Genomic DNA, 26691 nt, shown 5'->3' with positions numbered 1-26691 from the left:
AGTGAAAAATTAAAATGCCGGTATTTAATAAACCGCCTGGATGACGACCTCCGGGTTAGCGTCCTGTTCATTTATATATGCGGAATTTTATGATTAGGAAAGTAAAAATGACCAGGCAGTTAATTTATACTGAACTTTGACTCAGCCAACATCCGTATTGACTATTCCGGTGACACCGGATAAAAATTTATTCTGCAAGATAGTCGTTAGCATTAAACATTATGATGACAAAAAGGAGATGAGCCATGGTTAGATTTGTGACAATGACTTTTCCGGCTGCCAGCGTCAAGGAGACAATGGACACCTTTTTAAACCAGCCTCCGGCACCTGATTTTATTACGCATCGGGGCCCCTGGGTTTCGGGAATGGCTGAAGAAAGGATAAAGACGGTTTCGATATTTGAATTTGACAAATCCAAGGAAAAAGAGGCCTCAGACTACATCAAAGGGCGCTATGACGCCTTTCTCGGGGTTCCGGATATCAATATCCAGATCGAGGAATGGGTTGAGGTGGATGAAGCCATCAAAACCCTGGAATCTTAAACCGGCCTCCTGACCACCTGCCGAAAAAAAATCTGCCGCCGGGCCGCCGGACACAAATACGGTCCGGCGGGTCACCCGGCCTGACCGGTCATGACAAGCCCCAGCGCCAGCAGGCAGAGCATCCCGCCGGCAAACCCGCCCATAAGCCACCAGTCGGTTTTTTTAAGCTGTCTGGCAGAAGGATGAAATATCAAAAGGTAGCTGATATAGACCACTGCCATTATGGGCAGCACGGGTATAAAAACATTCAGGAGATGGGCGGCCGCCGCGGCCAGTAAAAGGCCGATGCCGGCCACCGGCAGATAAAACACCATCCGCCTTTCACGGGCCATGACGGAAAGCCCTTTGCCGGCCAGGTTGTCATTGATCCCGAATTTAAATGCCGCGGCAGACAGAAAAACGATAATAATCCAGTCCGATACGCCGAATACCGGCTGGAGAACTTCCGTACCGAAAGCAGGGCTCTTGATCAGCAAAAAATCTCCGGCCGGCGCAGGTCCCTGCATCCCCGACTCATAATATGCTTTAACAGATTTAACGATCACCCGCGTGGGGCCGCTTAATACGCTGAACAAATCGGAAAACGCCAGCACCACACACAAAATAATCAATTCCGCCGGCCGCTTAAGGGGCTTTACGATCAACGCCCCGATCAGATTGGCGAATACGAATAGGTTGGCCGTGTTTATGATAAAGATCATGCTGCGTCCGATTTCCAGGTGCTGCCCCACGAAATAGAGAAAAAATGTCAGGGCAACGGAAACCAGAACCCATGCGGCGTACATACCGGGGAACTCACTAAGGCGGCGCCATCCGTAGAGAAGATAGTAAGTGGTCAGGCAAAAACCAAACAGTACAAACAACAGTGCCGTCAGAACAAACACAAGCCCTTGAATATCCGCGGGCACAGGCACCCGCCGGCCTGCCCAATAAACGGCCAGGCTCACGCCGCCCCACAGGATATAAATCACAAGAATCGGTATTGAAGCCTTAAGTCTTTTCATATTGTTTTAAGACCGAACTCAAGCAGATCACCGCGCCCACAAAGATCGTGTGGGGACGGGAGGACCGGGTGATCCACTGGAAAAACGCATCTGTTTTCGATCGCCTGATCCCCGCCTCGGAAACAAAAATTCTGGGCGGCATCGGCCATGCCCGATGATTGAAGCACCGGAAACCACGGCAGAAATCTTTACGGCATTTATTAAGTAGGTATCAGGTTTTAGGTATTGGGTTTTGGGTATTAGGTGAAAAATTAAAGGATTCAGGTTTCAGTGTTCGGGTGTCAGTACAGGTGTAGCGTTTTTCCTGAAACCTGAAACCTGAAACCTATTATTCCTTTTTTCCCTCAGTGCCTTTAGCTTTGGCAAAGGCTCATAAAAAAGGCGATTTCCTTTAAGTCCCCCTTTGCAAAGGGGGATTTAGGGGGATTTTTCATCATGGCCCAATATAAATCCCCCCAATCCCCCCTTTTTCAAAGGGGGGCTCAGGTGGTGGCCCTTTTTCAATGGGGGCTTAGGTGGTGGCCCTTTTTCAAAGGGGGGCTCAGGCAGATTTACTCCCAAAGGTCTTTGGCGGCCCCGGTCAATCCAAGCTCAACAAGCTTTTGCCTGGCGGGTTTCCCGGTATCCCAGTCCCAGTTGCTGACCCTGTAGAAATCCTTGAGCATCAGATCCATATCCGGCTCAATGCCGGCGGTGGCCCCCTCGGACAGGGCTTTTCCGGCAATTGCCGGCACCCGGTCATCTGCCCGGGTGACCCCAAACCGGTTATTGATCGCCCGCTTGAGGTTTAAGGAGCGCTCCCCCAGAACCAAAAGATCCATGGCCGAAAATTCAGTGCCGGTAATATCGGAGAGCAGCTGCGCTATCATGGATGCGGGTATGGGCGAGAACTGGCACAGCGTCAGATTGTTATACATCTCACAGAAATGAAGGATCTTGGCCGAAAACGCCCCCTTCTGGGCGGGATCGTTTTTGTCCGTAAAAGTAATGCCCAAATCCAGACCGATCTCATTGCCCGGCACATCAAGGCTGTAAAAGCTTCCTTTCAAATGGCAGGCCCCGCGCGGCCCCACCGCATAACAAAGCGCCGCGCCCTGATAGGCCCGGGGATCGTGCATGGGAATCTCAAGGCCTTTGACATGGGCGGCCTCCTCCGGATCTGCCCCCAGCGCCTCGGCCATTTGCTTAACCCCCATTGACAGAATCCGGCCGATGCCCTCCTGGTCGATGATCATTTGAAGCAGCTTTAAGAGCACGTCACCATCGCCCCATGGAATTTCCATGCCTGCGGATTCGGGGCTCAGCACGCCCTTTTCATACAGATGCATGGCAAAGGCAATACTGGTGCCTGCGGAAATGGTGTCAATGCCGTGCCGGTTGCACAGGTGGTTGGCCCGTACCACGGCATCCATATCATCATTTAAGCATAGCGGCCCGAATGCGGCAACGGTTTCATATTCCGGTCCGTCCACGGTTTTGATATCATCGCTGAAATCCTTGATGATCCGGCCGCACCCGATGGGGCATCCGGCGCAGGCATAATTGCCCATCCGGTATCTATTCCGGAAAGCGGGGCCGTTTAGTTGCTGTGCCGGGAAAATACTTTTGGTGTAGTACTTGGTCGGCACATCCCCTAAGCGAATGCCCAGATCCATGTACAGGTTGGTCCCGTACATCTTGTAGGCATGGGTATTGGCGTGATTTCTGATACAATCCCGGGCTTCACTGATATGGCCTTTCAACCGCTGCGGATTGGCCAGGTTGGCTTTTTTACGGCCGGAGACGCACAGGGCTTTCAGATTTTTGGACCCCATCAGGGCCCCCATGCCGCAGCGGCCGGCGGCGCGCCCCTCGTCGTTCATAATATTGGCATAATTGATCAGCGACTCTCCGGCCCTGCCGATACAGGCGATTGAGGTGCGTTCTCCGGTTTCCGCCTGAATGGCCGCCTGGGTCTCATAAATGTCACCCCGGCCCCAGAGATGGCTGGCATCCCGGATTTGGGCGCCGTCTTCTGTCACGTTTATATAGACCGGATTTTCCGCTTTTCCACTGATCAGGATGCCGTCGTAGCCGGTGCCCTTAAGCCGCTGCGGAAACTTGCCGCCGGTGGAGGCCTCCCCCCATAAACCGGTGCCCGGCGAGATACCGCAGACCACTGAACGGCTGACCATGGGGACGTTAGAGCCGGTAAACGGGCCGGTGGCAAATATGATCGGGTTCTCCGGGGAAAGCGGGGACATGCCCGGCTTTGTATACTCGTAGACAAATTTCGCCCCCAGGGCGGCCCCGCCGATATAGGCGGCCCGGTCCGCCCGATTCACCGGGAGATCTTCAATCTTTCCGCTTGTCAGATCCACTTTGAGAAATTTACCGAAATAGCCTTTCATCGCTTACCTCCAGATGGCGGAATCCATATCCAGCAGGCTGCCGGTATGGGCATTGATAAACACATCATGAAGCTGCTCCCGGGTCAAATCAAACCAGCCGAAATAAAACGCCGGATCTGTCGGCGTCTGCGCCAGGATATAGTCCATGTTTTTGTCCAGATCCGCTTTTGATACACCCGCATCTTCAAGGGATACCGGCAGGTTGACGGTTTTCATGAGCTCCCGGAGTTTTTCCAGCAGGGCGGCCAGACTGTTCGCATCCGATTCCCGGTCCCTTACCCCCAGCATATCGCAGAGCTTTAAATACCGGTCCGTGGTTTTTGAGTAGATCTGAAGCTCATAGGCAAGAAACAAAAGAACCATCATGCCGTGGTGGATGTGGAACAGGCCGCCGATGGTATGGCCCAGGGCATGGGAGATGCCGGACCCCCCATTTGCCAGGGGAATACCCGCCATCATGGCCGCCTGCTGCATTTTCATCCGGGCCATCATATCATCCCCGTCCTCATAAGCCCTGGGCAGCCACTCAAAAATCATTTCAATCGCTTTAAGGGCAATGGCCTGATTCAGCTCATCGGATTTCGGGGCCATAAACCCGTCCACGGCGTGGGCTAAGGCATCGCCGCCTGTACCGGCAGTCAATTCGGTGGGCATGCCCGCCGTGAGCGTGGGATCAAGCAGGGCGAAATCCGGAACGAACTCCGGCAGCGCCCCGCCCATGGGCAGTTTTACCCCGTCCGGATAGGATATCACCGAAATGCCGGAAACTTCTGAGCCGGTGCCGCTGGTGGTTGGAATCGCCACCATCCTGGCCTTGTTGCGCAGATTCAGCGGCACCAGGGGGCTTAGCGTTTCAAAGTTTACATCCGGATGCTCATAGAGCAGCCACGCCGCCTTGGCCGTATCCATAGCCGAGCCGCCGCCCAGGGCAAATATCAGATCCGGCCCGAATTCCCGGAGTTTCTCTGCACAGTCCACCACCGTATCAATGGGAGCGTCCGGCTTGGCCTTATCCCACACGGCAAAACGAAACCCGTGCCGTTTTTCATAAGGGCTCTGAATTTTGGGGGCAAAGCGCACGGCATAGTCATCTGTGACAATAAACGCCTTTTTTGTCTTGCTCTCCCGCGCCACCAGATCAACCGCATCCGGCAAAAGCTGGGGAACCTCAAGAAATAGATTAAAGCCGGAAAATGTCCGGGGAACAAAAAAGGGCTTGGACAGATCCCTTAAAAACTCCGCCTGAATCATGGGACCGCCCCAGGTCCGCAGCAGATATTCATGGGTCCAGTAGGTCATAGGCTCTCCTTGGGGTTAGGGGTGAATCAATGCAGCACGCAGGGCAATGAAAAGATTATGCCGCCGTCACAAACTTGATGGCCGCCCCGAACCAGGTAAAAGAATGGACTTTTCCGTCAATGGCCACCCGGTGATTCTGAAGGGCCTCGGTAATGCCTTCATCCCCCTGCTTCATGGCCTTAAACGCGGTCCCGGCATCCGCCCAGATCATCGCCGCGTCATAGGCATTAAGATTCTTGTCGCAAAAAAACCGCCCGTCCTTAAAGATAAACCGCCGGCCCTTGGCATTGTCCCGGGTTTTAATCACCACGGAACACTCATGGCCCATGAGAAATTTCTGGAAATTCGGATTCTGGTTCACGGCCTTTTCAAACTTTGCGGACAAGATGGAAAGCAGCAGCAAAAATCTCATTCATCGCTCCTTAATAAAAATAACTCGGTTGGCTGGCAACGGGTCTTTATTCCAAAACAACTGGGAGAGCATTATCACTTGGCAGGAAAACTTGCAAACATGAAAATTGACGATACTATTACCTAAACTGATGGTTTCAAATTTTTATGTTCTTCTTGGGGGAGTTATGAATTTTAAAAGACTTACATTCACCAATCGCTTTGACCAAAAACTTTCAGCCCGGCTTGATCTGCCGGTTGATGGCAGGCCTTTGGCTTATGCGATTTTTGCCCATTGTTTTACGTGTACAAAAAATTTAAAGGCTGTGGGCAATATCAGCCGGGCCTTAAACCGCGCGGGTATTGCCGTGATGCGATTTGATTTCACCGGTCTGGGGGAAAGCGAAGGCGATTTTGCAGACACCAACTTCACCACCAATGTGAGCGACCTTGTTGATGCCGCCGATTTTCTGGCAGCCGAGTACCAGGCGCCCGAAATCCTGATCGGCCACTCCCTGGGCGGGGCCGCCGTTCTTCAGGCCGCCGCCCGCATGGAATCCGCCAAAGCCGTGGCAATTATCGGCGCGCCGGCAAACGCTGACCATGTATTAAATCATATGGCCGATGCCTATGATACCATTAAAGCCCGCGGGGAAGCCGAAGTCCGGCTGGCCGGCCGGCCGTTTAAAATCAAAAAACAGTTTATCGATGATCTTGAATCCCATAAAATGGCGGATGTCATCGCCAGGCTAAAACGGGCGCTCATGATCCTCCACTCGCCGATTGATCAAACCGTGGGGATCGAAAATGCGGCAGCAATCTTTAAGGCGGCCAAACATCCCAAAAGCTTTATCTCCCTGGATCAGTCCGACCATCTTTTGAGTCGTTCCGCGGATTCAGAATATGCCGGCACCATCATCGCGGCCTGGGCCCGCAAATATATCACAGCCCTCACCGGCGACAAGGTTCGAACAGCCGGTGCGGACAATCAGGTCATTGCCCGCACCGGCCCGTCCGGCTACATGACCGATATCGCGGCCGGCGAGCACAGCCTGACCGCGGATGAACCGGTGGCCGCCGGCGGCACCAACCTGGGCCCCACGCCCTATGATTTTCTTCTGGCAGGCCTTGGCGCCTGCACGTCCATTACCCTTCGAATGTATGCGGACCGGAAACAATGGCCTCTGGAAGGCATTGAAGTAGCCCTTCGCCATCAAAAAATACACGCGGATACCTGCCGGGAATGTGAGACAAAGTCCGGTTATCTGGATGAGATAAAACGCGAAATTAAGCTCGAAGGTCCGCTGGATGGCGAACAGCGAAAGCGGCTGCTCCAGATTGCGGACCGCTGTCCGGTACACCGGACCCTGCACAGCGAAATCCGGATTGATACGGATCTGACTGTCTGAGGTAAATAGACTTTGGTCAGTTATCCTCCGCAATGATGCCGTAGCAGTTGGCCTGGGGCGGCTTGCCGCGCTTTTCCGTGGAGACCACCGTATGGCCGGGGTCCGGCTTCAAGCGCCGATTGCGGGCAATCAGGGCTTTGACCACATTCAGGTCGATTTCCCCTTTTTCGGCCTTTTCCGTCAGCATTTCCAGAGCCGTCCGGTTGTCAAAGGATACCGACCGGTACGGACGCCTGGAAATCAGCGCATCATAGATGTCGCAGACTGCCACGATCTCAACGATTCTATCGTCCAATGAAACAGCCCGGGGATAGCCGGAAGCATTGCCCCTTTCATGATGATCCCGAGCCACCCGGGCGGCGATGCTGTCCGGATCTTTCAAATAATAACTGAGCAGTACATAGCCCGCCAGTGCATGATGCCGAAGGTACTTGAGCTCATGCCGGGTGAGGGGGTCTTTCTTCCGGAGGATCTCAAGCGGCACACAGATTTTGCCGAAATCGTGGGTCGGCCCGTAAGCGGATTCAGACACCTTGAATCGATAGTCAGGCACCAGGTCGCGGGCAATGATAACGGTCAGGGCAAATACCATCAGCATGTGCCGATAGGTAAAAAAATCATTGGCCTCAAAATAATCGAGCATCTCGAGCACCGGCTCCGCCAGCGTGATATTTTTCATGATCTCCAGGAGTTCGGTTACGCTCTCTGAGCCCTCAAATATCAAGTTATACGGCGGACTGCTGATAAAAAACAGGAGATCCTGTTTAATTGAGCCGTAATCCAGAATGGGCCATGCTTTGGACGAAAAGGGCGGGCTGCCAGCAATTAATGCCTCAATGCGCTCCCGGCTGATGAATTCGCCGGCGGAAAAAAGCACGCGGCCATCCAGCGTGGTTATCGGAAAAGGCGATTTGATTGGCTCCATCTGCTGCCTCCCGGGGTGAAAATGGGTGGTTAATGGCTGCAATATCTCAGGTTGGATAGAGTCTGTCAAGTTTGCGGGATTTTTTAAGTTTGAGCAGGGGACACGGTTACCGGAATACCGTTTAGCACCGCCGTACCGGAGATCTTGTCAAACACCGCCGGCGTGATACGGTTGGTATTAACCCCCGGGTTTGCCTGGGCCACGTGCATCTTTACCCCTTTCATGTCATGGCCCCAGCCGTGCGGCAGACTCACCACGCCGGGCATAATGGATTCCGTCATCTCAGCCGGTGCCTCGATGGTGCCGGCCTCAGACGATATGCGAACGACGGCACCGTCTTGAATTCCCAAAGAAGCCGCATCCGCCGGATGGATATAAAGGGTGCAGGGATTGTTTTTCACCAGGATGGAAATGTTGTGCATCCATGAATTATTGGTTCGCAGGTGCCGGCGGCCGACAAGCAACAGCCGGTCATCGCCCTTACCGCCGACGGGTATTGCTTCGGCCAATGCGGCCAATTCCTTTTGAAACACCTCGGGAAAAAGATGGATTTTTCCGTCCGGGTTGACGATTGCCTTATCCAGCCAGGATGCAAGCGGGCCCAGATCAATGCCGTGCACGCTGTTTTTCAGCTTTTCAAAATTAAGCCCCTCCGGGTTCATGCCGAAGGCATCCCCATAGGGGCCGGTCCGCAGCAAAAAATCCAGTATCCGCTCCGGCCCGCTGCCGCCGCCTAGCATACCCGTCAGCATATCCGCAGAAACGCCCGACTTTTCTTCGCCGCCCATGGCCGTCACCACCCGCTGGGCCAAATCCGCCGCCATTTTTTCCGCAAGCGCCGCCGGCGCCTTTTGGCTGCCCTCGCCTGCCGCCATCAGGGCGAGGTGGGCCAGGATTTCCCATTTTTCCTTTTCATCCGGGTTCTTTTCAAAAACCGGCGGTGAATAGCAGGCAAAATTCCTGACGGATAAGCCATGGAAGAAAAAGTCGTAATGTCCGTGGCAGAGGATGGAGGCCGGCGGCAGGATGACATCCGCCTGTCGCGTGGTTTCATTAATATAGTAATCAACGGAAACCATGAAATCAAGGCTTGAAAGGGCCTTATCCAGCCGCTCGCTTTCCGGAATCCCCAGCACCGGATTCCCCGCAACGGTAATTAACGCCCGAATGCGGCCATCCCCCGGGGTTTCGATTTCTTCGGCCATCACCGAAACGGGCAGTTCGCCCATGATTTCAGGGGCTTTTGAAACCCTTGAGCGAAAGCGGCCGATGGTGAAATCTTTCTTTGGAAAACTCCCATCCGGCACATGGGCGGGCCGTGGAAATCCGGTGCCGCCCCGGCGGTCGAGATTGCCGGTCAGGATATTGATCACCTCAATCAACCAGGATGCCGCGGCGCCATAGGCCACCGTGCTGGTCCCCATTCTGCCGTAGACAGCGCATCTGTCGGCTGTGCCGATTGCTTTTGCCAAACCTTGGATCATTTCAGGGGATATACCGCAGACCGGGGCGACGACTTCCGGCGTGAACGGGGATACCGCCGCTTTTAATAAAGCGGTATCATCAACAAAACCCGCTAAACTGCCAGGGGCCGCAAGTTCGTCAACAAACAGCTGATTGACGATGGCCCCCAGCAGAAATACATCGGTTCCGGGCCGGATAAACAGATGCTGATCCGCCGCCCGTGCGGTACGGGTTTTAACCGGGTCGATGACGATCATTCGGCCGCCCCGGCGCTGCAGGGCCTTGATCCGGCCCGGCATATCCGGGGCGGTCATGAGGCTGCCGTTTGACACCATCGGGTTTGCCCCGAAAACCACAAAAAGATCCGTATGATCGATATCCGGAACCGGAATCCGCGCGGGATGGCCGTAAAGAAAACCGCAGGCCGCCATCTTGGGCATCTGATCCACTGTGCTGGCGGTATATATATTCTGGGTTTTAAGACTTTTAATGAGCGGCCGGATAAACAGGCCGCCGGCCATGGTGTGGGTATTGGGGTTTCCCAAATAAAGCGCCACAGCATTATTGCCGTGTGCCGACCAAATTTTGGACAATTTGGAATCCACCAGATCGAGGGCCTCTTCCCAGGTGCCTTTGCGGAACGTACCGTTTTCCTTGATTACGGGATGCCTCAGCCGATCCGGGTCGTTGTGCAGATCTTTCAGCGCCCGCCCCTTGGGGCAGCAGTAGCCCTGGCTTAAGGGATGATGTTTGCTGCCGCGAATCTTTTCTATGCCTTCTGCTGAGAGGGTTATCTCAAGTCCGCAGCCTGCCTCGCACAGCGGACACACCCGATAGACGGTACGGCTTTCCATAAAGACTCCTTTTTCCGCGCATGCGCATTAGGAAAATTCCTGATATCTTCGATTAGTGAATGACGCTTTCAGTTGACAACAGTGTTCATTTCCTGCATATCTGTGTCATAAAAAAACAGGCCGTTTCCCTTATTTACTGACCATGGCCGCTAATTGCAAGCTTGCTTGAAATCGACAGGAGAAATTCTATGCACGATGTCCGGGCGGACTTCAACAAAAACAGAATTTATATAACAATCGGCAAAATCGAAAATGAGGCGGAAATGCAGTCGATCGTTGACGAGGTAAAATCCGAGTGTCCCAAACTGAAAAACGGGTTTACCTGCCTGACAGACCTTAAAAATTACGAATACCAGGATGAAATTTTTGAAAAATACATCAAAGAAGCCCAGGAAGCCCTTCTGGCAGAAGGGATGTCAAAAGTCGTACGGGTGCACCGCAAGGTGGGTATGCTGGGGCATCTTCAGTTTGAAACCGTATCCCTGGATTTGGGCTACCGGGCCCAAAATGTCACCAGCATCGAAGAAGCCGAAAAAATACTGGATGAAGTAGCCAATTAATAATGATTTCTCAAAATTCGTTTGCCATCGCAAATTCCGTGTTTCCGCTACCCATTGCCGCCGCAGCAAATCTTGCCTGAGGCTTTCTCAAACGCCTCCCGGCCTTCCCGGTAGGAAAAAACAGCCAGGGCGATCGCGCCTATCGCATCGATACCGCCGATCCCCGTCAGCTCATAGCCCGCGCTTGCCAGCAGCAGGATAAATGACAGATACAGACATGTCTTTGTACACTCTGCATCCGTTAGAATGGCATCTGAACCCAGCTGCCGGCCGACCCGGACCTTGAAATAAATCAGGGCCCACATCGTTAATATCGAAATCAGTGAAATGACAATGCCCCATACGGTGGTTTCCGGTTGATGGCCGGTATACAGGTTAAAACCGGCTGTCACAACCAAGCCGGCCGCCAGAATAAAAAATGCGCTGCCGGTGATCCGAAGCGCAAGCTGCTCGAACCGATCCGGATTTTCATCCGGATGCCGCTGCATCCGCTTGACCATATGCCAGATGCCGATGCCTGAGATCACCTCGACAAACGAATCCAGACCGAATCCGAACAAGGAAAGGGTTTCACCGCCCAGGCCCAGCATCACCGATACCACGCCTTCCACCAGATTATAGAAAACGGTGATCTGCGCCAGCAGAATCGCCTGCCGGTATAATTTTAACCTGTCTGACGCCTTATCCGTCGGGGCCATTTGGGTGCCTCTAAAAATTTAGGTATTATTCAAATCACCCTAAAATATAGGCATGATCAAGCGGGGCGCAACCCCCGCCCGATCATTAACCCCCTAACCCCCGAAAGCCGCCTCCGGAATATCGACCACCGCACTGCAGTTGGCCTCGATAGACGCCATTTTTCCCTGGGCAATCGGCAGCTGGGTTTGAATAAAATATTCAGCGGATTTGATCTGCCCCTCGTAGAAGGCCGCGTTCTTGTTTTTATTGATTTTTTCCAGCCGGGCCTCGCCTTCGGCATCGCCCACGAGCTTGGTCAGCTTCGGCGCAGCCACCGTGGCCCGCCACAAAAGCATCCACCCCATAATCACATCACCCATGGCGTTTAAGAAATCGGTGGCATAGGAAAACGCCACCTTAAAATCCGGCGACATGGCCGTTTTGCCGATATGTATGGCCACGCTGCCCAGCCGATTGACTGATTCTTCGAGGCCGGCGGCCAGATCGGCCAGCCCGTCGGTTTCCTTGGCCGTGGCGATAGTTTTCTGCATCTCGCCAAGAAAATTCAAAAACACGCCGCCCTTTTTCATGCCGAGTTTGCGCGCCAGAAGATCCATGGCCTGAATGCCGTTGGTGCCTTCATAGATGGAGTTAATCTTGGAATCCCGCATCAAACGCTCCACCGGATAATCCCGGGTATAGCCGTACCCGCCGTAGGTCTGCATGGCCAAAACCGTGGCCTCGAACCCGCGGTCCGTGCAGTAGGATTTAATGACCGGGGTAAGCAGGCTGATATAGTCTTCCAGGTTCTGCTTGTCTTCTTCGCTCTCCGCCAGCACCTGCTGATCAAAGAGGCTGGCAATATAATGGATAAAGCTTCGCATGCCTTCCGTGTGGGCTTTCATCCACATGAGCATCCGCCGGACATCCGGATGCTTGATAATGGCAACGGATTCCGCCTCCGGATTGAAGGCATCGGCCATATCCCTTCCCTGGACCCGCTCCCGGGCATAGTTAAGCGAATACAGATAGGCGTTCGAAGCGTTAAAAAGGCCCAGAGCGCCCACTCCCAGCCGGGCTTCGTTCATCATATGAAACATTACCTTCATGCCCTTGTTCTCTTCACCCAAAAGCAGCCCCCGGCAGTTGCCCTTGCCCCCGAATGCCAGCTGGCAGGTGGGGCTGGCGTGAATGCCCAGCTTTTCCTCGATCCCTGTGCAGACCACGTCGTTTGGCTCGCCCAGGGAGCCGTCCTCATTGACCCGGATCTTTGGCACAATAAAAAGCGAGATCCCCTTGGTACCGGCGGGCTCCCCCTCGATACGGGCCAGTACCGGATGAACGATGTTTTCCGCCAGATCATGCTCACCGGCGGTGATAAATATTTTATTGCCGCTGATGGAATATGTGCCGTCATCATTTTTCACGGCAGTGGTGGTCAAGTTGCCGACATCAGAGCCGGCCTCCGGCTCGGTCAGCACCATGGTCCCGGTCCACTGACCGGAATACATCTTGCCCAGAAACATTTCTTTCTGCTTATCCGTGCCGAAAATCTCGATCATCTTGGCTGCGCCGTGGGTGGCGTAGCCAAACGCGCTGAAGGAAAAATCCGCACCCGCAATATATTCGGCCGCTGCCTGGGCGATGGAATGGGGCATCCCCTGCCCCCCGATTTCCGGATCCTCGGTCATGGCGATCCACTCGCCTTCACACATCAGCTTATAGGCGCGATGGAAGCTCTCGGGCACCTTGACCTGGTTGTTCTCAAAAACCAGGCCCACCTTATCGCCTTCCTCGTTTAGCGGCAGCACCTCCTTAATGGCGAAATTGCGCGCCTCGGTCAAAATCATGTCAAACATCTTGCGGTTCATGTCGCTGTAGCGCTCATGCTGAGTCAGGCTTTCAATTTCAAACTGCTCATAGAGCACAAAATCAATGTCCCGTCTGTCTGCAATCTGTTGTGCCATTGCTGAAGTCTCCTCCTGATTTTTTCAATTGAATAAACCCGGGTTGATAAAAATGGATCAATAAAAAAAGTGATATTAACGATGAATTTAAAAAAAAGTCAACGTTAACGTTAATTTCCGAATAAATTTCCGTGGAGGGCGCGTACGATGAAGCTGCTTGGAAGTATTCCCCCGGGCCGTGCGTCCGGGACCGAGCCTATAAATAACTTTAAAGGCACTGAGGCACGGTAAATTTGTTCTATCTATTTTTCAGGCGGGCACGGTGGCCCGCCCTACGAATGGGGAAAAACCCGATTCATCGTAGGGTCGGCCACCGTGCCGACCATAACTTCTTGATTTCATTAACCTAGTACCTAATACCCAAAACCTAAAACCCATGAAGTTACTTAGAAGTATTCCTGCGGGGCGCAGAGGCACAAAAAGAGGAGGGAGGGGATTTCAGCTGACCTATTATGAATCGCTGTCGTCGGCGGCCGGTCCTTTTTCAAACAGCTCAAAAATCCGGCGAAGCTCATGTTTGCCCACCGGTTTGGGGAGATATTCATTCATTCCGGCCTCGCGGCACTGTTCAATGGTATGTTCCTCAACATCTGCCGTGAGCGCCACGATAAAGGCACCGGCGCAAGGCCCGCCGGATTCCCGGATTTTTCTGCAAATATCCATGCCATCGATTTCCGGCATCTGTAAGTCCATAAATATGATGGGATACGCCTGATTTTGAGCCTTCTCTAGTGCTTCCCGGCCGTTCTGCGCGGTATCCACGCGCACCCCCAGACTCTCGATCAGGTTTTTTATGACGGCGCGATTGGTCATATTGTCTTCAACCACCAGTGCTGTGCCGGAGCAGGAAACCGTGTCCGCATTTGCTGCAGATTGTGAAATCTCGTCGGCTGTGGGCAGAACCACGGCAAAGGTAAATGAAGAGCCCAGGCCCGGCTCGCTATCCACCTGGATATCACCCCGCATTAATCGGGCGAGTTTAAGGCTGATCGCCAGCCCCAGCCCCCGGCCCCCGTAGCGTCGGGAACCCACATCCAAAGGCTGATCAAATCGCTCAAAAATTGCCTCCTGCTTGTCCCTTGAGATGCCGATGCCGGAATCCCTGACCGTGCATATCAAGCGCATATACTCTTTTTTATCCACCGCCCGGCAATCCATGCCGATTTCAACAAAGCCCTTATCCGTATATTTCAACGCATTATGGACAAGGTTTAAAAGAATCTGCCGGATCCGCTCCGCATCCCCTTTAAGTCTCGGGCATGGCGGCGCTTGTCCGGCGGCCGCCCGGATATCCAGTTCTTTGGCCTCCGGCAGGTTTTTTGCAATGGTTAAAACCTCCTGCATGATATCATGGGGATGAAAATTGACAGTGGCCAGCCGCAGCCGGTTGGCCTCAATCCGGGATAGGTCCATGATGTCATCCAGAATAAACTGCAGGCTGCGGCACGAGGACTTAACGACCTCAAGCCGGCTTTGCTGTTCCTTGCAGCTTGCGGCATCCTTGATTAAATCCACCATGCCGGTGATGGCATTAAGCGGGGTACGGAGTTCATAGCTCATATTGGCGACAAACTGGCTCTTGGCGTTATAGGCTTTTTTAAGCGCCGCCTCCGATTCCCGAAGCCTGTCCAGGGCCTCCTTAAGCTGGCGTCGCTCCCGCTCCCGCTCCGTAATATCCCGTATAATGCCGACAGAGCCGGTAACCACGCTGCCATCCAGAATGCCGGTCGCGCTTATTTCACCGAAAGAAACGAGCTGTCCCTCCCGAAAACTGGTTCCCTGGTCGGGATTTCTGCTGACGAGCCGGATGCGAAGGTTCTGGGTACGCCGATGCCCGCCGCGGCGCTCATTGACAAGCTTCGGCGCATCATCTTCAGCATCCGGCTGCCACCGGAAGTTGTCCAACACCGTCTGAAGCGAATGGGAATGATAGTCTTCGGGGGCAATAATGCGGGTGATGTGCTTGCCCTTTAGCTCCTCCTGGCTGAACCCGAGTTCCTCAACGGTTTTGTTGATGTATTGGATGTAGCCATCCATATCGATTTTATAGACTACATCCGGCAGGCTCTCGAGCAGTTCCAGATGGTTACGGTTTTCGGTGTCCAGGATGACCCGGGCCTCTAATTCCTCCCAGGCCCGGTTCAATGCATTGCTAAGGATATGCGGCCGGATGGGTTTCTCTATAAAATCCCGGATTCCGGCCTGCATGGCTGATATAATAACTTCTTTTTCATCATGGGCGGTCACCAGAATACCGGCCAGCGGGCTATGCATCTGTTTGGCCAGCTCAAATACGTCCAGACCATTTCGATCATCCACCGAATAATCAAGCAGCAGCAGGTCGAACGGTTCATTATGCAAAGCATCCAGCGCCTCTCTGCTGGAGCTGCAGGCGGCAATCCGGGAAAAAAGGGCCATTTTTTCCGATGTATCCGTTAGCAGGGTTAAGGCCACCGGATCATCATCTAAAATTAACAGGCGCGGCTGATAGGTAGTGTAAGGCATAGCTTGAAAAACCGTTAACTTTGAATCATGAACTGTGAACTGTGAACTGTGAACTGAAACATCTCATGTCATCCACCGGATGTCAATGGATTTGGATAATATCTACCAAAATGCCGGGGCATTAAAAAAAGCACCTTCCCATTTCAATTATTTTGGTGTAAGGAAGGGCTTCATAAAAAACTACTGAGAAAAAGGAGCCTGGAAATGACTGTTAAACTTGATACCAGCATGGGAGAAATCGAGATCGCCCTGTTTGCAGATAAAGCGCCGAAAACGGTGGACAATTTTCTTCAATATGTAAACTCCGGCCACTATGACGGCACCCTGTTTCACCGGGTTATTGATGGATTTATGGTCCAGGGCGGCGGTATGACGGAAGATATGACCCAGAAACCAACGCAGTCGCCTATTGAAAATGAAGCCGACAATGGGCTGACAAACGAAGCCTATACCCTGGCAATGGCCCGGACCGCCGATCCCCACAGCGCCACCGCCCAGTTCTTTATCAATGTGAAAAACAATACCTTTCTCAATCACAAAGATAAATCACCCCAGGGATGGGGCTATACGGTATTCGGCAAGGTTGTTAAGGGGATTCCGGTGGTCAACAAAATAAAGGCCGTACCCACCGGAAAAAAAGGCATGCATGATGATGTGCCGCTCACCCCGGTGGTGATTAACAAGGCCACCGTGGTTTCGGAGTAACCCCCGCCGGGCCGTGAGCCCTCGGGAGCCCGCTTAAAAATAATTCTATAGGCAGTGAGGCACTAAGGCACTGAGGCACTAAGGCACTAAGGCACTAAGGCACTAAGGCAGTGAATTTTTCAAGGGGGAAACCGTAAGCTGTGCCGCACCTCCTTTGAAAAATGCCACCACCTGAATCCCTTTTGGAAAAGGCCACCATCTACCCCCCCCTTTGAAAAAGACTACCACCTAACCCCCCCCTTTGGAAAAGGCTACCACCTCAGCCCCCCTTTGGAAAAGGGGGGATTGGGGGGATTTATATTGGGCCATGATGAAAAATCCCCCTAAATCCCCTTTTACGAAAGGGGGACTTAAAGGAAGCTGCCTTTTTTATTAGCCTTTGCCAAAGCCAAAGGCGCTTGAATTTACTTAAAAACTTTTCAGGCAGACCCGCCTGAAAGGCTATACCCCTCACGTTCCGCCGTAGCCGACGGTCACGTTCTGCCCGTCCACGATTACCGGCACCTGGCGCTTGCCGCCTGAGACCTTGAGCATCTCATCCATCTTATCTTTATTGGCTTTTACATCAACATATTCATGCCCTTTATAGGCTTCACGAGCCCGCTGGGTATAGGGTCATCCGCTTTTGCCGTAAATAATCACCTTGTCCGCCATTTTCATACCTCCTTCTCATTTTTCAAAGATTTTAACTTCCGAATATTTTATTAAACTATAACTCAAAACATAGCTTCTTACAAACACAGATGGCATAGATGCCTTTGAGGGCCTCAATTGTGAATTCCTCTTGGCAACCGCTTCATTGAGGAATATAGTTGTTCCCAAACGTTCAAGCGGTATTGATCACATAGAAACGAAACAACCGGCGCCAAATTTATCCAACCTAAATTGAGGGCCAAATCGCCGGTTAACTCCTTCGGGGGTAGCCAGATGCATGAAATGGGAATTGCGCTGCAAATCGTTGAAGTCGCCCGGGCGTCCATACCCGCGGATATGAGGGATTCCCGGGTGGAGAAGATTAATCTGAAAATCGGCAAACTGGCGGCGGTGGTACCGGAGAATTTGAATCTCTGCATGGAAGTGGCGGCCAAGGACACGCCGCTGGAAGGGGCGCAAATCCATATCAATGAGATACCGGTAACCGCAAAATGCAGTGGATGCGGCCATCAATGGGAAGTGGCGGAAGCGGTTTACATATGCCCGGCTTGCCAAAGCATGGAATTCGATATTATCGCCGGAAATGAACTGAACGTGGTGTCAATCGATATTGCGGACTGAGGGGGACTCTTCGAAATGACTTCACAGGTATTAGGTTTTGGGTATTAGGTATTAGGTTAATGAAATCAAGGATTTATGGTCGGCACGGTGGCCGACCCTACGATGAATCGGGTTTTTCCCCATTCGTAGGGCGGGCCACCGTGCCCGCCTGAAAAATAGATAGAACAAGTTTATCTTGCCTCAGTGCCTTTAAAGTTATTTTTAGCTCGGTCCCGGGCGCACGGCCCGGGGGGAATACTTCTAAGTGACTTAACGGTTAAGGTATAGGGTATTAGGTGTAAAATTAAAAGGTTAAGGTTTCAGTGTTCAGTGTTCAGGCTTACAAAAATTTTGACTCCCTCGCATAATATTTCCTGAAACCTGACACCTGAAACCTATTATTTCTGCTCTGCTTTGCGGGTATACGATGTATTCAGCCGATTCAGCTCGTCCAGCACCATTTCAATGGCCGGCTCAACCCGTTCCTTAATGGTGGGGGTCAGCTCAACACTCAGTGAATCAATATCTTCGGGCTCGACGCCCAGAACCACCGTCTCCGGCACTTCATCCACTGCCTGACACAGGGTCAGGGTTTCCAGAAAATCGATCTGGTGGAGGGAATTCTTGGCGCGAACCCGCTCGGGGATGGCCTCACCGGTTAATCGATAGAAATCCCCGGGCGCGCCCCCGTTGCGAACCGCATCCACAACAATCAGGTGATCGGCTTCCGCAATCACGCCCAGAAGATTCAATCCCAGGACCCCGCCGTCCACCACGGAAACGTTTTCCGGAAACTCATACTGCTCTTCCAGGGCCTCGATCACGCGGACGCCAAACCCTTCATCCGTCATCAGAATACTGCCCACGCCCATTATCACAATATGCGGTTCTGCCATAACCTTCCCGTCTTACCCTTACTCTTAATCTAAATCTAAAATCCCCCTCGATCCCCCTTTTAAAGGGGGACCGAAAAGGATAAAGAATGCAAAAATCTATATTTTAAAAATTTGGAACGATCAATTTAGGTTTAAGTCGCCCGCACCTGATACACCTCGTTGGAATCCGGATCGATCACATGAATGCCGCAGGCAATGCATGGGTCAAAAGAGTGAACGGTTCGAAGCAGTTCCAATGGTTTTTTCGGGTCGGCGATCGGGGTGCCGATTAGGGATTCCTCAACCGGTCCGAGCGTGCCCTTGGCGCAGCGCGGCCCGAAGTTCCAGGTAGACGGCACCACGTACTGGTAGTTGGCAATCTTTTTATCTTTAATTTTGATCCAGTGTCCCAGCGCGCCGCGGGGGACATCGTTTAATCCGTATCCCATGGCTTCATCCGGCATTTCATATTTCTGGTAGACTTTTTTATCGCCGCGGCCCACATTCGCCACCAGTTCATCGATCCAGCCGGCCATGGCTTCGCCGATGATCAGGGTTTCAATGCCGCGGGCGGCGGTTCGGCCAAGGGTCGAGAAAAGGGCGCTGGCCGGAACATCAAGCTTTTTAAGCACCGCATCCACATTTTCTTTAACTGCCGGCTGCCCATTGGCATAGGCCACCAGGACGCGCGCCAGCGGACCGACTTCACAGGATTGGCCGTCATAGCGCGGCGCCTTGAACCAGGTGTATTTGCCTTCCATGTCGTAATCGCCGGGCACCGGCTTGGTCTCCCCATCATAGGGATGCTTGGCCTCGCCGTCGGCATACCAGCCGTGGGTCACATGCTCGGTTACCTTTTGCTGATCCGCAGCATGCGGATTTTTTAAATCCCTGTCTTTGATGAGCCCGCGCGGCATCAGATAGCTCTCCGGCTCCTTGCCGTTCTGGGCAAAATCGCCCCAGGACAGGAAATTGGTGGTACCGCCGATGCCGCCCCAGTCTTTGTAGAAGGAGGCAACCGCCAGAAGATCCGGAATATAGACGTTTTTCACAAAATCCTGGGATTCCTGCCAGATGTACTTGAACTCAAGAATCCGATCCGCTGTCAAATCCTTAATCGATGAGACGCCGCCCACAACCAGGGACTGCGGATGGGGGTTCTTGCCGCCGAAAATTGCATGCAGTCGGGCGGTTTTGGCCTGCAACCGCAAAGCTTCGATGTAATTGGCCGCTGCCATCAGGTTGGCCTCCGGCGGCAGCTTATACGCGCTGTGACCCCAGTAGGCGTTATTTAGAATGCCCAGCTGCCCGCTTTCCACAAAGGTTTTCAAGCGATCCTGGACACCCTTGTAATAGGTGGTGCCGCCCCAGGGCGCATTGGAAAGATTATCTGCCAGCTTGGCGGTCTTCTGGGGGTCGGCTTTTAATGCGGAGACCACATCCACCCAGTCGAGCGCATGCAGATGGTAAAAATGGACAATGTGATCATGCATGAACTGGGCCCCGTGCAGCAGCCGGCGCACCAGCTTTGCATTTTCCGGGATATCAATGCCGATGGCATCTTCCACCGCACGGACCGAGGTCAGCGCATGGACATAGGTACAGACCCCGCATGAGCGCTGGACAAAATGATGGGCATCCCGCGGGTCCCGGCCCTGCAGAATGATTTCAATTCCCCGGAAAAGCTGACCCGAACTCCAGGCGTTTTTAACTTTTCCGTCCTCAACCTCCACGTCGATTTTTAGATGACCCTCAAGCCGGGTCATGGGATCGATGGTAATTCGTTTGCTCATGGTATTCCCTCTCTATGAAAACGGGTTGTAATTTTTGATAACCGTTTTTTACATGGGTTGATAAAACGGCGACAGATAGTCCCAGAAATTCGGCTCGCTGCAGCCGATACAGGGATGTCCCGCTTCCACCGGCCAGCTGGTCCCGTCATTATATTTAGCTGTCGGGCAATTGTTATAGGTCATGGGGCCGCGGCAGCCAAGCTCATACAGACACCAACCCATATCTGCTTCCGGAGATCCGATGGATGGGGCAAACTCGCCCATTTCAAAATGAGAACGCCGCGGGCATTGATCATGGATGGTCTTGCCATAAGCAAACAGCGGGCGGCCGACGGAATCGAGCTGCGGCAGTTTATTAAACAGCAGGTAGTTGGCAACAGTGCCCACCAAATTGATCGGGTTCGGCGGACAGCCGGGGAGATGGATAATTTCTCTTCGCTTTAGATTAAGCGCCTCTTTTACCCCCTTAAATCCGCCCGGATTGGGGGCCGCCGCCTGTACCCCGCCGTAGCAGGCGCATTGCCCGATGGCAACCACTGCCGCGGCTTTGGGGACGACATCCTTGGCGACTTCCAGAAACGTGCGGCCGCCGATTTTGCCGTACACACCGCCGTCTTTGGTGCTGATCGCGCCCTCGCAGATGCAGATAAACTCACCTTTGTATTTCTTGAGGGCCTCCTGGAGGTTCTCTTCCGCCTGGTGGCCGGCCGCCGCCATGATGGTCTCATGGTATTCAATACTCAGGATTTCCAGTACCAGCTCATCAACCCAGGGATACATGGTCCGCAAAACTGATTCCGTACATCCCGTGCATTCGGCGAAATGAAGCCAGACAACCGGTGTGCGTTTCGGGGTTGCGGCAAACACGTTCGCCACCTTGGCGACATATGAAGCCGACAGCCCCATGGTTGCGGTCAGAAACGTACAGAACTTCATAAAGTCCCGACGCGTGACCCCTCTTTTCTCTAGTCTTTCATAAAACTCTTGTTCCTGCTTTTCTTTTTCATCCATTGACCCTCTCCTTTCACCTGTCAGGCAACATTGCATTTAACATACATGCCTAAAACACCCCTTTATCAAAAAAGAAAACCGTATCAGCAGATCCGCGGCAGCTGCTCGCCGGTCAGCATATCAATGATACGCTCTCCGCCGATAGCGGTTTCCATTATGACTTTACCGGAGTGATCCCCCACCACCTCGCCGATCACGCAGGCCGCCCGGCCCAGCGGATCGGCATTCATGGCTTTTACGACCGAATCCGCATATTTGCTTTCGACGAATGCCAAAAGTTTACCCTCATTGGCCACATAGAGCGGGTCAAACCCCAGAAGTTCGCATAGGCCGGCCACGCTGTTGTTTATGGGAATTGAATTCTCGTATATCCGGATGCCGATATCTGACTGGCCGGCGATCTCATTCAAAGCCGTGCCCACCCCGCCGCGGGTGGGATCCCGGAGCACATGAATATCCGGGCAAACCTCAAACATCCGCCGCACCAGATGATTTAAGGCCGCGCTGTCGCTTTGAATCGGGGACTCGAATTCAAGCCCCTCCCGGCGGGATAAAACCGCCATGCCGTGGTCGGCCAGCGTACCGCTTAAAATAATTTTATCCCCGGCCCTGGCGTTGGCGGCAGAAATTTGTACAGACTCGGGAATTATGCCGATGCCGGAGGTGTTGATAAAAATCTTGTCCGCCACCCCCTGGGCCACCACCTTTGTATCGCCGGTCACGATCTGGACGCCGGCCGACTTGGCGGCGCTACCCATGGCCGCCAGAATCTCCTTTAAATCAGCCTTTGGAAATCCCGCCTCGATAATAATGCCGGCGCTTAAATAGAGCGGCGCGGCTCCGCACATGGCCACATCATTGATGGTGCCGTTTACCGCCAGATCGCCGATATTGCCGCCGGGGAAAAAAATGGGATCCACAACATAGGAATCCGTCGAAAAAGCCAGCCGGCAGCCATCCAGGCTTATTGACGCGCCATCTTCCATCCCGGCAAGCACCGGATTGTCAAATGCCGGCAGCATGAGCTCCGCAATCAAATCATTTGAAAGCTTGCCGCCGCTGCCGTGATCCAGAAGTATTCTGTTTTGATCCATAGTCAGGTATTAGTCGTGGTACTTATAGTAAGCCGCACAGGTGCCTTCGCTTGAGACCATGCAGGGCCCCACCGGATTTACGGGTGTACATTTTTTCTTGTAAAGCGGGCATTCCGGAGGGGTTAACGTCCCGGTCAAAATATCGCCGCAGGCGCATCCCCTGGGCGGCATCGCCTCAGGCACATACGGATCGAAATAGGCTTTTGCGTCAAACGATGCATAATCCGGCCGGAATCGAAGCCCGCTGCCGGAGATCCGGCCGATCCCCCGCCAGGAGGCATCGCAGGGCTCAAATACGGAATACATAATTTCTATCGCGCCGGTATTGCCGGCTTCCGTAACCGCCCTGGGATAGCCGTTTTCCAGCCGGGGCAAACCGGTATTAATCATCTCAGTCAGGTTAAACAGCGCCTGAAGGATATCCACCGGCTCAAAGCCGGTTATCACACAGGGGATACGATATTTTTCGAAAAATTCGGCATACGCCTTCGTGCCTATGATGACCGAGACATGGCCGGGAAGCAGAAACCCGTCAATCCGGCTGACGCCCAGATCCATGAGGGCTTCAAGCGCCGGGGGCATCAACTTATGGGCCGAATAGACAAAATAGTTTGTAATGCCGGCTTTTTCCGCGGCCAAAACCGAGGCCGCAATTGTCGGGGCGGTGGTCTCAAATCCGATACCCAGGAAGACGACATTCTTTCCCGGATTTTCTTTGGCCAGGGTAATGGCATCAAAAGTGGAATAGACGATCCGGATGTCCCGTCCGGCGGCCTGCTCACTTTGAAGGGAGGAAAAGGTGCCCGGCACCCGGATCAAATCACCGAAAGTCGCTATGATGACATTTTCCTGTTCGGCCAGGGCGATGGCGGTATCAATTTCTCTCTGATCGGTTACGCAGACCGGACAGCCCGGACCGGAAATCAGGGAGACATTCTCCGGCAGCACAGTGCGTATACCGTTTCTGAAAATGGAGACCGTATGAGTGCCGCAAACTTCCATGATGCGGATATTACGGTCACTGACCGCTGCGATCTGCTCGATGATTCTCCGGGAAAGCCTGCTGTCCCTGTATTCCTGTATATGCTTCATATGGGCGTGAAATGCCTGTTAAAGAGAAGCGCACAATGGTTACGATAATAATCAGTGTTCAAATTTATAACATAAAACCCTTTTTAATAAAACCATAAAATTATCCATTAAGGAATATTTATCCGGTTGCCGCGGCTGCCGCCGCCACCGCCTGACCCAGCGCAATGCCGCCGTCATTGGTCGGAACCTGGCGCTGGGTAAACACCCGGAAGCCTTCCCGTTCAAGCCCCTGAATCAGCCCCTTTAGCAAGAGGGCATTCTGGAATACCCCGCCGCTCAAAACCACCTGATTAATGCCGGTTTCACTGCGCATCCGGCCGCAAAGGTCCGTGTAAATGCTCATGAGGCTTAAATGAAATTTTGAACTGATCTCAGCCGGCGGAACTCCTTTTTTCAAATCTTTAACGATTCCATTGATGATCGGGCGTACGGAAATTTCGCAGGCATCACGGGTGAAAAGATCATACCCATAGAGGTCGGGCGCACTTAAATAATTGGTCTTTTGGCGGGCCATCATTTCAAGGGCCATGGCCGCCTGTCCTTCAAAACTCACCTGGTGGCGAAGGCCCAGTATGGACGCCACCGCGTCAAACAACCGGCCAAGGCTCGAGGTTTCCGGGCAATTGATGCGTTTTACGATCATATCTTTGATAATGCGGATTTTACTTGCGGGTATGGTTTTAAGAACCGGCAGATCCAGGCTTTCAAACTCCTCGCCAAAGGTCTCGAAAAGATAGCTTACCGCCATCCGCCACGGCTCTTTGATGGCCGCCTCCCCGCCCGGCATGGGCATATAGGCCAGATGAAGCGGCCGTTCAAAATTTGCCGGCTCCGCAATCAGGAATTCGCCTCCCCATATCCGGCCGTCGGTCCCGTATCCGGTGCCGTCAAAGGAAAGCCCGATCACCGGACCTTCTATTCCATGTTCCGCCATGCAGCTTACAATGTGGGCATGGTGGTGCTGAATCGGCACCAAAGTGGCATCACTCTGTTCCAGCGCGTACCGGGTGCTCAAATACCCGGGATGCATATCATAGGCGATAATCTCCGGTGCGATATCCAGGATCCGCTTCATATGCGAAATGGTCTTTTTGAAAAAATCAAATGCTTTAATATTTTCCAGATCACCGATGTGCTGGCTTAAAAACGCCTGGTCGGATTTGGTCAGGCAGATGGTATTTTTAAGCTCCGCACCGCAGGCAAGTATGGGCGGCAGGGATCGGTGCAGAAATATGGGGGTGGGCACATATCCCCTGGATCGGCGGACAAACCGGGGACTGCCGGCGGTATGCCGCATGATCGAGTCATCGCTTCGGAGATAAATATCCCGGTTATGCATCAGAAAATAGTCGGCAATATGGGAAAGGCGGTCAAACGCCTCGTCATTGGCAATGACAATCGGCTCTTCGCTTAAATTGGCGCTGGTCATCACAAGCGCGGTAAAACCATGGGCGAGCAGCAGATAATGCAGCGGCGTATAGGGCAGCATCACGCCAAAATACCGGTTTTCCGGGGAAACCGCATCTGAAATACAGTGGCTGCTGCGCTTTTTTAAAAAGACAATGGGCCGCTGCGGGGATGCAAGCATTTTTTCTTCATCATCTGCAACCTGTGCATACTGCCGGATGGTTTCCAAATCAAGAGACATTAAGGCAAACGGCTTTTCTGCCCGGTGCTTTCGCTGCCGGAGCGCATGCACCGCCTCAGGGTTTTCAGCGTCAACAGCCAGATGATACCCGCCCAGACCTTTAACCGCTACGATAAAGCCTTGTTTTAACAGGCGGACGGTTTCGCTGACCGGATCGCCGGAGGGGATTTCAGTCATGTGCCGGTCAAACAGCTGCACCTGCGGCCCGCAAACCGGACAGGCATTGGGCTGGGCATGAAACCGCCGATTTTGAGGATCCTCATACTCCGCCTGGCAGGCTTCACACATTTTAAAATGCTTCATAGAGGTATTCGGTCGATCATAGGGAATATCATCGATAATCGTATATCTGGGCCCGCAGTTGGTGCAGTTAATGAACGGATACCGATACCGGCGGTCTTTGGGATCAAGCAGCTCCGCCAGGCAATCCGAACAGATGGAAATATCCGGGGATATCAGCGTGGATTTGACCGCGCCGGCCTCGCTTGGGGAAATGGTAAAATCCGTTAAATTTTCAGGGGATAGAGAGCGGCTGGAAATATCGGTGATCCGGGCAAGCGGCGGGGTTTTTGAGGAGATATCCGATAGAAACGCCTCAATCTGTGAAGGATCGCCTTCCACATGAATGCTCACGCCCGAGGCGGTGTTGGCTACCCGGCCGCTCAGGTTGTGCTTAATGGCCAGCTGATATATAAACGGCCGAAAGCCGACCCCCTGGACGATACCCGTGACAACAATCTTTCGGGCAGCCGGGGCACTGCCTGCTTGTATTCCCGTATCCCCGTTAAGGTCGGTTTTCATTAAAATCGACGGAATCTCATTTTTTCGGCACGGCCTGCTTCTCCGAACCGATTTTACCGGCTGTTTTCCGGATCTGAGAAAAATGTTTCACGGAGCAGATTGAGTGATTCCAGGGCCGCCTCTTCATCCAGCTTCTGAATGGCAAAACCGGCATGCACAATCACGTAATCACCCACCCGGGCGTCCTCGAGAAGCATTAGACTGGCCTCCCGTCTGACCCCGTCAACATCTATGGTGGCAATATTCGAGCTCGTGTTGATATCAATAATTTTGGAGGGAATCGCCAGACACATAAATCTCTTTAGTCAGTTGGGGGTTCAAAGTTCACGGTTCACGGTTATGCACGATGGCATTAACATAGCTCCTCCCGCCTGTCATTTCGAAAAGCGATAGCGAGGAGAAACCTAAAGAAATCATGCAATTGAAAGATT

General features: G+C 53.0%; 22 protein-coding genes. 5 read left to right on the top strand and 17 right to left on the bottom strand.

The features are described 5' to 3' along the window. Positions 1-245: 245 nt before the first annotated feature. Positions 246-542, top strand: a complete 297-nt coding sequence (locus U5L07_12340) for a hypothetical protein (protein MDZ7832533.1) — start codon at positions 246-248, stop codon at positions 540-542. A gap of 71 nt (positions 543-613) precedes the next feature. Here the strand turns inward: U5L07_12340 and U5L07_12335 are convergent, their stop codons facing one another. From U5L07_12335 to U5L07_12320, 4 genes are all read right to left on the bottom strand, one after another. Continuing rightward, positions 614-1546: a hypothetical protein gene (locus tag U5L07_12335; GenBank protein ID MDZ7832532.1), complete on the bottom strand. Its 933-nt coding sequence runs from the start codon at positions 1544-1546 to the stop codon at positions 614-616. Between the two features lie 551 nt (positions 1547-2097). Continuing rightward, complete coding sequence (locus tag U5L07_12330; protein MDZ7832531.1) at positions 2098-3936, bottom strand: aldehyde ferredoxin oxidoreductase family protein; 1839 nt, start codon at positions 3934-3936, stop codon at positions 2098-2100. Positions 3937-3939: 3 nt separating this feature from the next. Beyond that, positions 3940-5235 (bottom strand): iron-containing alcohol dehydrogenase, encoded by a 1296-nt coding sequence (locus U5L07_12325; protein ID MDZ7832530.1) that lies wholly within the window; start codon positions 5233-5235, stop codon positions 3940-3942. 55 nt (positions 5236-5290) lie between these two features. Next, positions 5291-5647: a hypothetical protein gene (locus U5L07_12320; GenBank protein ID MDZ7832529.1), complete on the bottom strand. Its 357-nt coding sequence runs from the start codon at positions 5645-5647 to the stop codon at positions 5291-5293. 166 nt (positions 5648-5813) lie between these two features. On the opposite strand from U5L07_12320, the gene U5L07_12315 reads away from it, so the two are divergent. Continuing rightward, positions 5814-7034: an alpha/beta fold hydrolase gene (locus tag U5L07_12315; GenBank protein ID MDZ7832528.1), complete on the top strand. Its 1221-nt coding sequence runs from the start codon at positions 5814-5816 to the stop codon at positions 7032-7034. Positions 7035-7050: 16 nt separating this feature from the next. Here U5L07_12315 and U5L07_12310 read toward each other — a convergent pair whose 3' ends face one another. Together U5L07_12310 and U5L07_12305 are read right to left on the bottom strand one after the other, a co-directional pair. Beyond that, a complete protein-coding gene (locus U5L07_12310; protein MDZ7832527.1) occupies positions 7051-7959 on the bottom strand; it encodes an HD domain-containing protein in 909 nt (302 codons plus the stop codon). Between the two features lie 83 nt (positions 7960-8042). Beyond that, entirely contained in the window at positions 8043-10277 is a 2235-nt protein-coding gene (locus tag U5L07_12305) for a molybdopterin-dependent oxidoreductase (GenBank protein ID MDZ7832526.1), read from the bottom strand. 188 nt (positions 10278-10465) lie between these two features. Here U5L07_12305 and U5L07_12300 point away from each other — a divergent pair, with 188 nt between their 5' ends. Continuing rightward, positions 10466-10837 (top strand): hypothetical protein, encoded by a 372-nt coding sequence (locus tag U5L07_12300; GenBank protein ID MDZ7832525.1) that lies wholly within the window; start codon positions 10466-10468, stop codon positions 10835-10837. 47 nt (positions 10838-10884) lie between these two features. Here U5L07_12300 and U5L07_12295 read toward each other — a convergent pair whose 3' ends face one another. The 3 genes from U5L07_12295 to U5L07_12285 all read right to left on the bottom strand — a co-directional run bounded on the left by U5L07_12295 (position 10885) and on the right by U5L07_12285 (position 15987). Then, complete coding sequence (locus U5L07_12295) at positions 10885-11535, bottom strand: cation transporter (GenBank protein ID MDZ7832524.1); 651 nt, start codon at positions 11533-11535, stop codon at positions 10885-10887. A gap of 93 nt (positions 11536-11628) precedes the next feature. Beyond that, entirely contained in the window at positions 11629-13482 is a 1854-nt protein-coding gene (locus U5L07_12290; GenBank protein MDZ7832523.1) for an acyl-CoA dehydrogenase, read from the bottom strand. 450 nt (positions 13483-13932) lie between these two features. After that, positions 13933-15987: a response regulator gene (locus U5L07_12285; protein MDZ7832522.1), complete on the bottom strand. Its 2055-nt coding sequence runs from the start codon at positions 15985-15987 to the stop codon at positions 13933-13935. Between the two features lie 204 nt (positions 15988-16191). Here U5L07_12285 and U5L07_12280 point away from each other — a divergent pair, with 204 nt between their 5' ends. Beyond that, on the top strand, positions 16192-16692 hold the full coding sequence (locus U5L07_12280; protein MDZ7832521.1) for a peptidylprolyl isomerase: 501 nt from the start codon (positions 16192-16194) through the stop codon (positions 16690-16692). Positions 16693-17142: 450 nt separating this feature from the next. On the opposite strand, the gene U5L07_12275 is transcribed toward U5L07_12280, so the two are convergent. Continuing rightward, entirely contained in the window at positions 17143-17346 is a 204-nt protein-coding gene (locus U5L07_12275) for a UXX-star (seleno)protein family 1 (protein MDZ7832520.1), read from the bottom strand. Positions 17347-17619: 273 nt separating this feature from the next. On the opposite strand from U5L07_12275, the gene hypA reads away from it, so the two are divergent. Beyond that, positions 17620-17967, top strand: a complete 348-nt coding sequence (gene hypA / locus U5L07_12270; protein ID MDZ7832519.1) for a hydrogenase maturation nickel metallochaperone HypA — start codon at positions 17620-17622, stop codon at positions 17965-17967. A 377-nt stretch (positions 17968-18344) separates the two neighbouring features. Here hypA and U5L07_12265 read toward each other — a convergent pair whose 3' ends face one another. From U5L07_12265 to U5L07_12235, 7 genes are all read right to left on the bottom strand, one after another. Continuing rightward, the gene (locus U5L07_12265) at positions 18345-18842 is read right to left on the bottom strand and encodes a HyaD/HybD family hydrogenase maturation endopeptidase (protein MDZ7832518.1); all 498 of its coding nucleotides are present in this window, start codon (positions 18840-18842) and stop codon (positions 18345-18347) included. Between the two features lie 131 nt (positions 18843-18973). Then, complete coding sequence (locus U5L07_12260; GenBank protein MDZ7832517.1) at positions 18974-20614, bottom strand: nickel-dependent hydrogenase large subunit; 1641 nt, start codon at positions 20612-20614, stop codon at positions 18974-18976. A gap of 48 nt (positions 20615-20662) precedes the next feature. Further along, positions 20663-21625 (bottom strand): hydrogenase small subunit, encoded by a 963-nt coding sequence (locus tag U5L07_12255; GenBank protein MDZ7832516.1) that lies wholly within the window; start codon positions 21623-21625, stop codon positions 20663-20665. Between the two features lie 83 nt (positions 21626-21708). Then, positions 21709-22719 (bottom strand): hydrogenase expression/formation protein HypE, encoded by a 1011-nt coding sequence (gene hypE, locus U5L07_12250; protein MDZ7832515.1) that lies wholly within the window; start codon positions 22717-22719, stop codon positions 21709-21711. Positions 22720-22728: 9 nt separating this feature from the next. Next, positions 22729-23811: a hydrogenase formation protein HypD gene (gene hypD, locus U5L07_12245; protein MDZ7832514.1), complete on the bottom strand. Its 1083-nt coding sequence runs from the start codon at positions 23809-23811 to the stop codon at positions 22729-22731. 118 nt (positions 23812-23929) lie between these two features. Then, a complete protein-coding gene (gene hypF, locus U5L07_12240) occupies positions 23930-26260 on the bottom strand; it encodes a carbamoyltransferase HypF (GenBank protein ID MDZ7832513.1) in 2331 nt (776 codons plus the stop codon). 53 nt (positions 26261-26313) lie between these two features. Next, positions 26314-26553: a HypC/HybG/HupF family hydrogenase formation chaperone gene (locus U5L07_12235; GenBank protein MDZ7832512.1), complete on the bottom strand. Its 240-nt coding sequence runs from the start codon at positions 26551-26553 to the stop codon at positions 26314-26316. Positions 26554-26691: the final 138 nt, after the last annotated feature.

This window comes from Desulfobacterales bacterium (assembly GCA_034520365.1).
GTDB lineage: Bacteria > Desulfobacterota > Desulfobacteria > Desulfobacterales > Desulfosalsimonadaceae > M55B175.
This window is presented reverse-complemented; position numbering and strand designations above follow the sequence as displayed.

Coding starts and splice junctions, on each gene's coding strand:
- U5L07_12340 (MDZ7832533.1), top strand. CDS start 246: ATGGTTAGATTTGTGACAATGACTTTTCCGGCTGCCAGCGTCAAGGAG.
- U5L07_12335 (MDZ7832532.1), bottom strand. CDS start 1,546: ATGAAAAGACTTAAGGCTTCAATACCGATTCTTGTGATTTATATCCTG.
- U5L07_12330 (MDZ7832531.1), bottom strand. CDS start 3,936: ATGAAAGGCTATTTCGGTAAATTTCTCAAAGTGGATCTGACAAGCGGA.
- U5L07_12325 (MDZ7832530.1), bottom strand. CDS start 5,235: ATGACCTACTGGACCCATGAATATCTGCTGCGGACCTGGGGCGGTCCC.
- U5L07_12320 (MDZ7832529.1), bottom strand. CDS start 5,647: ATGAGATTTTTGCTGCTGCTTTCCATCTTGTCCGCAAAGTTTGAAAAG.
- U5L07_12315 (MDZ7832528.1), top strand. CDS start 5,814: ATGAATTTTAAAAGACTTACATTCACCAATCGCTTTGACCAAAAACTT.
- U5L07_12310 (MDZ7832527.1), bottom strand. CDS start 7,959: ATGGAGCCAATCAAATCGCCTTTTCCGATAACCACGCTGGATGGCCGC.
- U5L07_12305 (MDZ7832526.1), bottom strand. CDS start 10,277: ATGGAAAGCCGTACCGTCTATCGGGTGTGTCCGCTGTGCGAGGCAGGC.
- U5L07_12300 (MDZ7832525.1), top strand. CDS start 10,466: ATGCACGATGTCCGGGCGGACTTCAACAAAAACAGAATTTATATAACA.
- U5L07_12295 (MDZ7832524.1), bottom strand. CDS start 11,535: ATGGCCCCGACGGATAAGGCGTCAGACAGGTTAAAATTATACCGGCAG.
- U5L07_12290 (MDZ7832523.1), bottom strand. CDS start 13,482: ATGGCACAACAGATTGCAGACAGACGGGACATTGATTTTGTGCTCTAT.
- U5L07_12285 (MDZ7832522.1), bottom strand. CDS start 15,987: ATGCCTTACACTACCTATCAGCCGCGCCTGTTAATTTTAGATGATGAT.
- U5L07_12280 (MDZ7832521.1), top strand. CDS start 16,192: ATGACTGTTAAACTTGATACCAGCATGGGAGAAATCGAGATCGCCCTG.
- hypA (MDZ7832519.1), top strand. CDS start 17,620: ATGCATGAAATGGGAATTGCGCTGCAAATCGTTGAAGTCGCCCGGGCG.
- U5L07_12265 (MDZ7832518.1), bottom strand. CDS start 18,842: ATGGCAGAACCGCATATTGTGATAATGGGCGTGGGCAGTATTCTGATG.
- U5L07_12260 (MDZ7832517.1), bottom strand. CDS start 20,614: ATGAGCAAACGAATTACCATCGATCCCATGACCCGGCTTGAGGGTCAT.
- U5L07_12255 (MDZ7832516.1), bottom strand. CDS start 21,625: ATGGATGAAAAAGAAAAGCAGGAACAAGAGTTTTATGAAAGACTAGAG.
- hypE (MDZ7832515.1), bottom strand. CDS start 22,719: ATGGATCAAAACAGAATACTTCTGGATCACGGCAGCGGCGGCAAGCTT.
- hypD (MDZ7832514.1), bottom strand. CDS start 23,811: ATGAAGCATATACAGGAATACAGGGACAGCAGGCTTTCCCGGAGAATC.
- hypF (MDZ7832513.1), bottom strand. CDS start 26,260: ATGAAAACCGACCTTAACGGGGATACGGGAATACAAGCAGGCAGTGCC.
- U5L07_12235 (MDZ7832512.1), bottom strand. CDS start 26,553: ATGTGTCTGGCGATTCCCTCCAAAATTATTGATATCAACACGAGCTCG.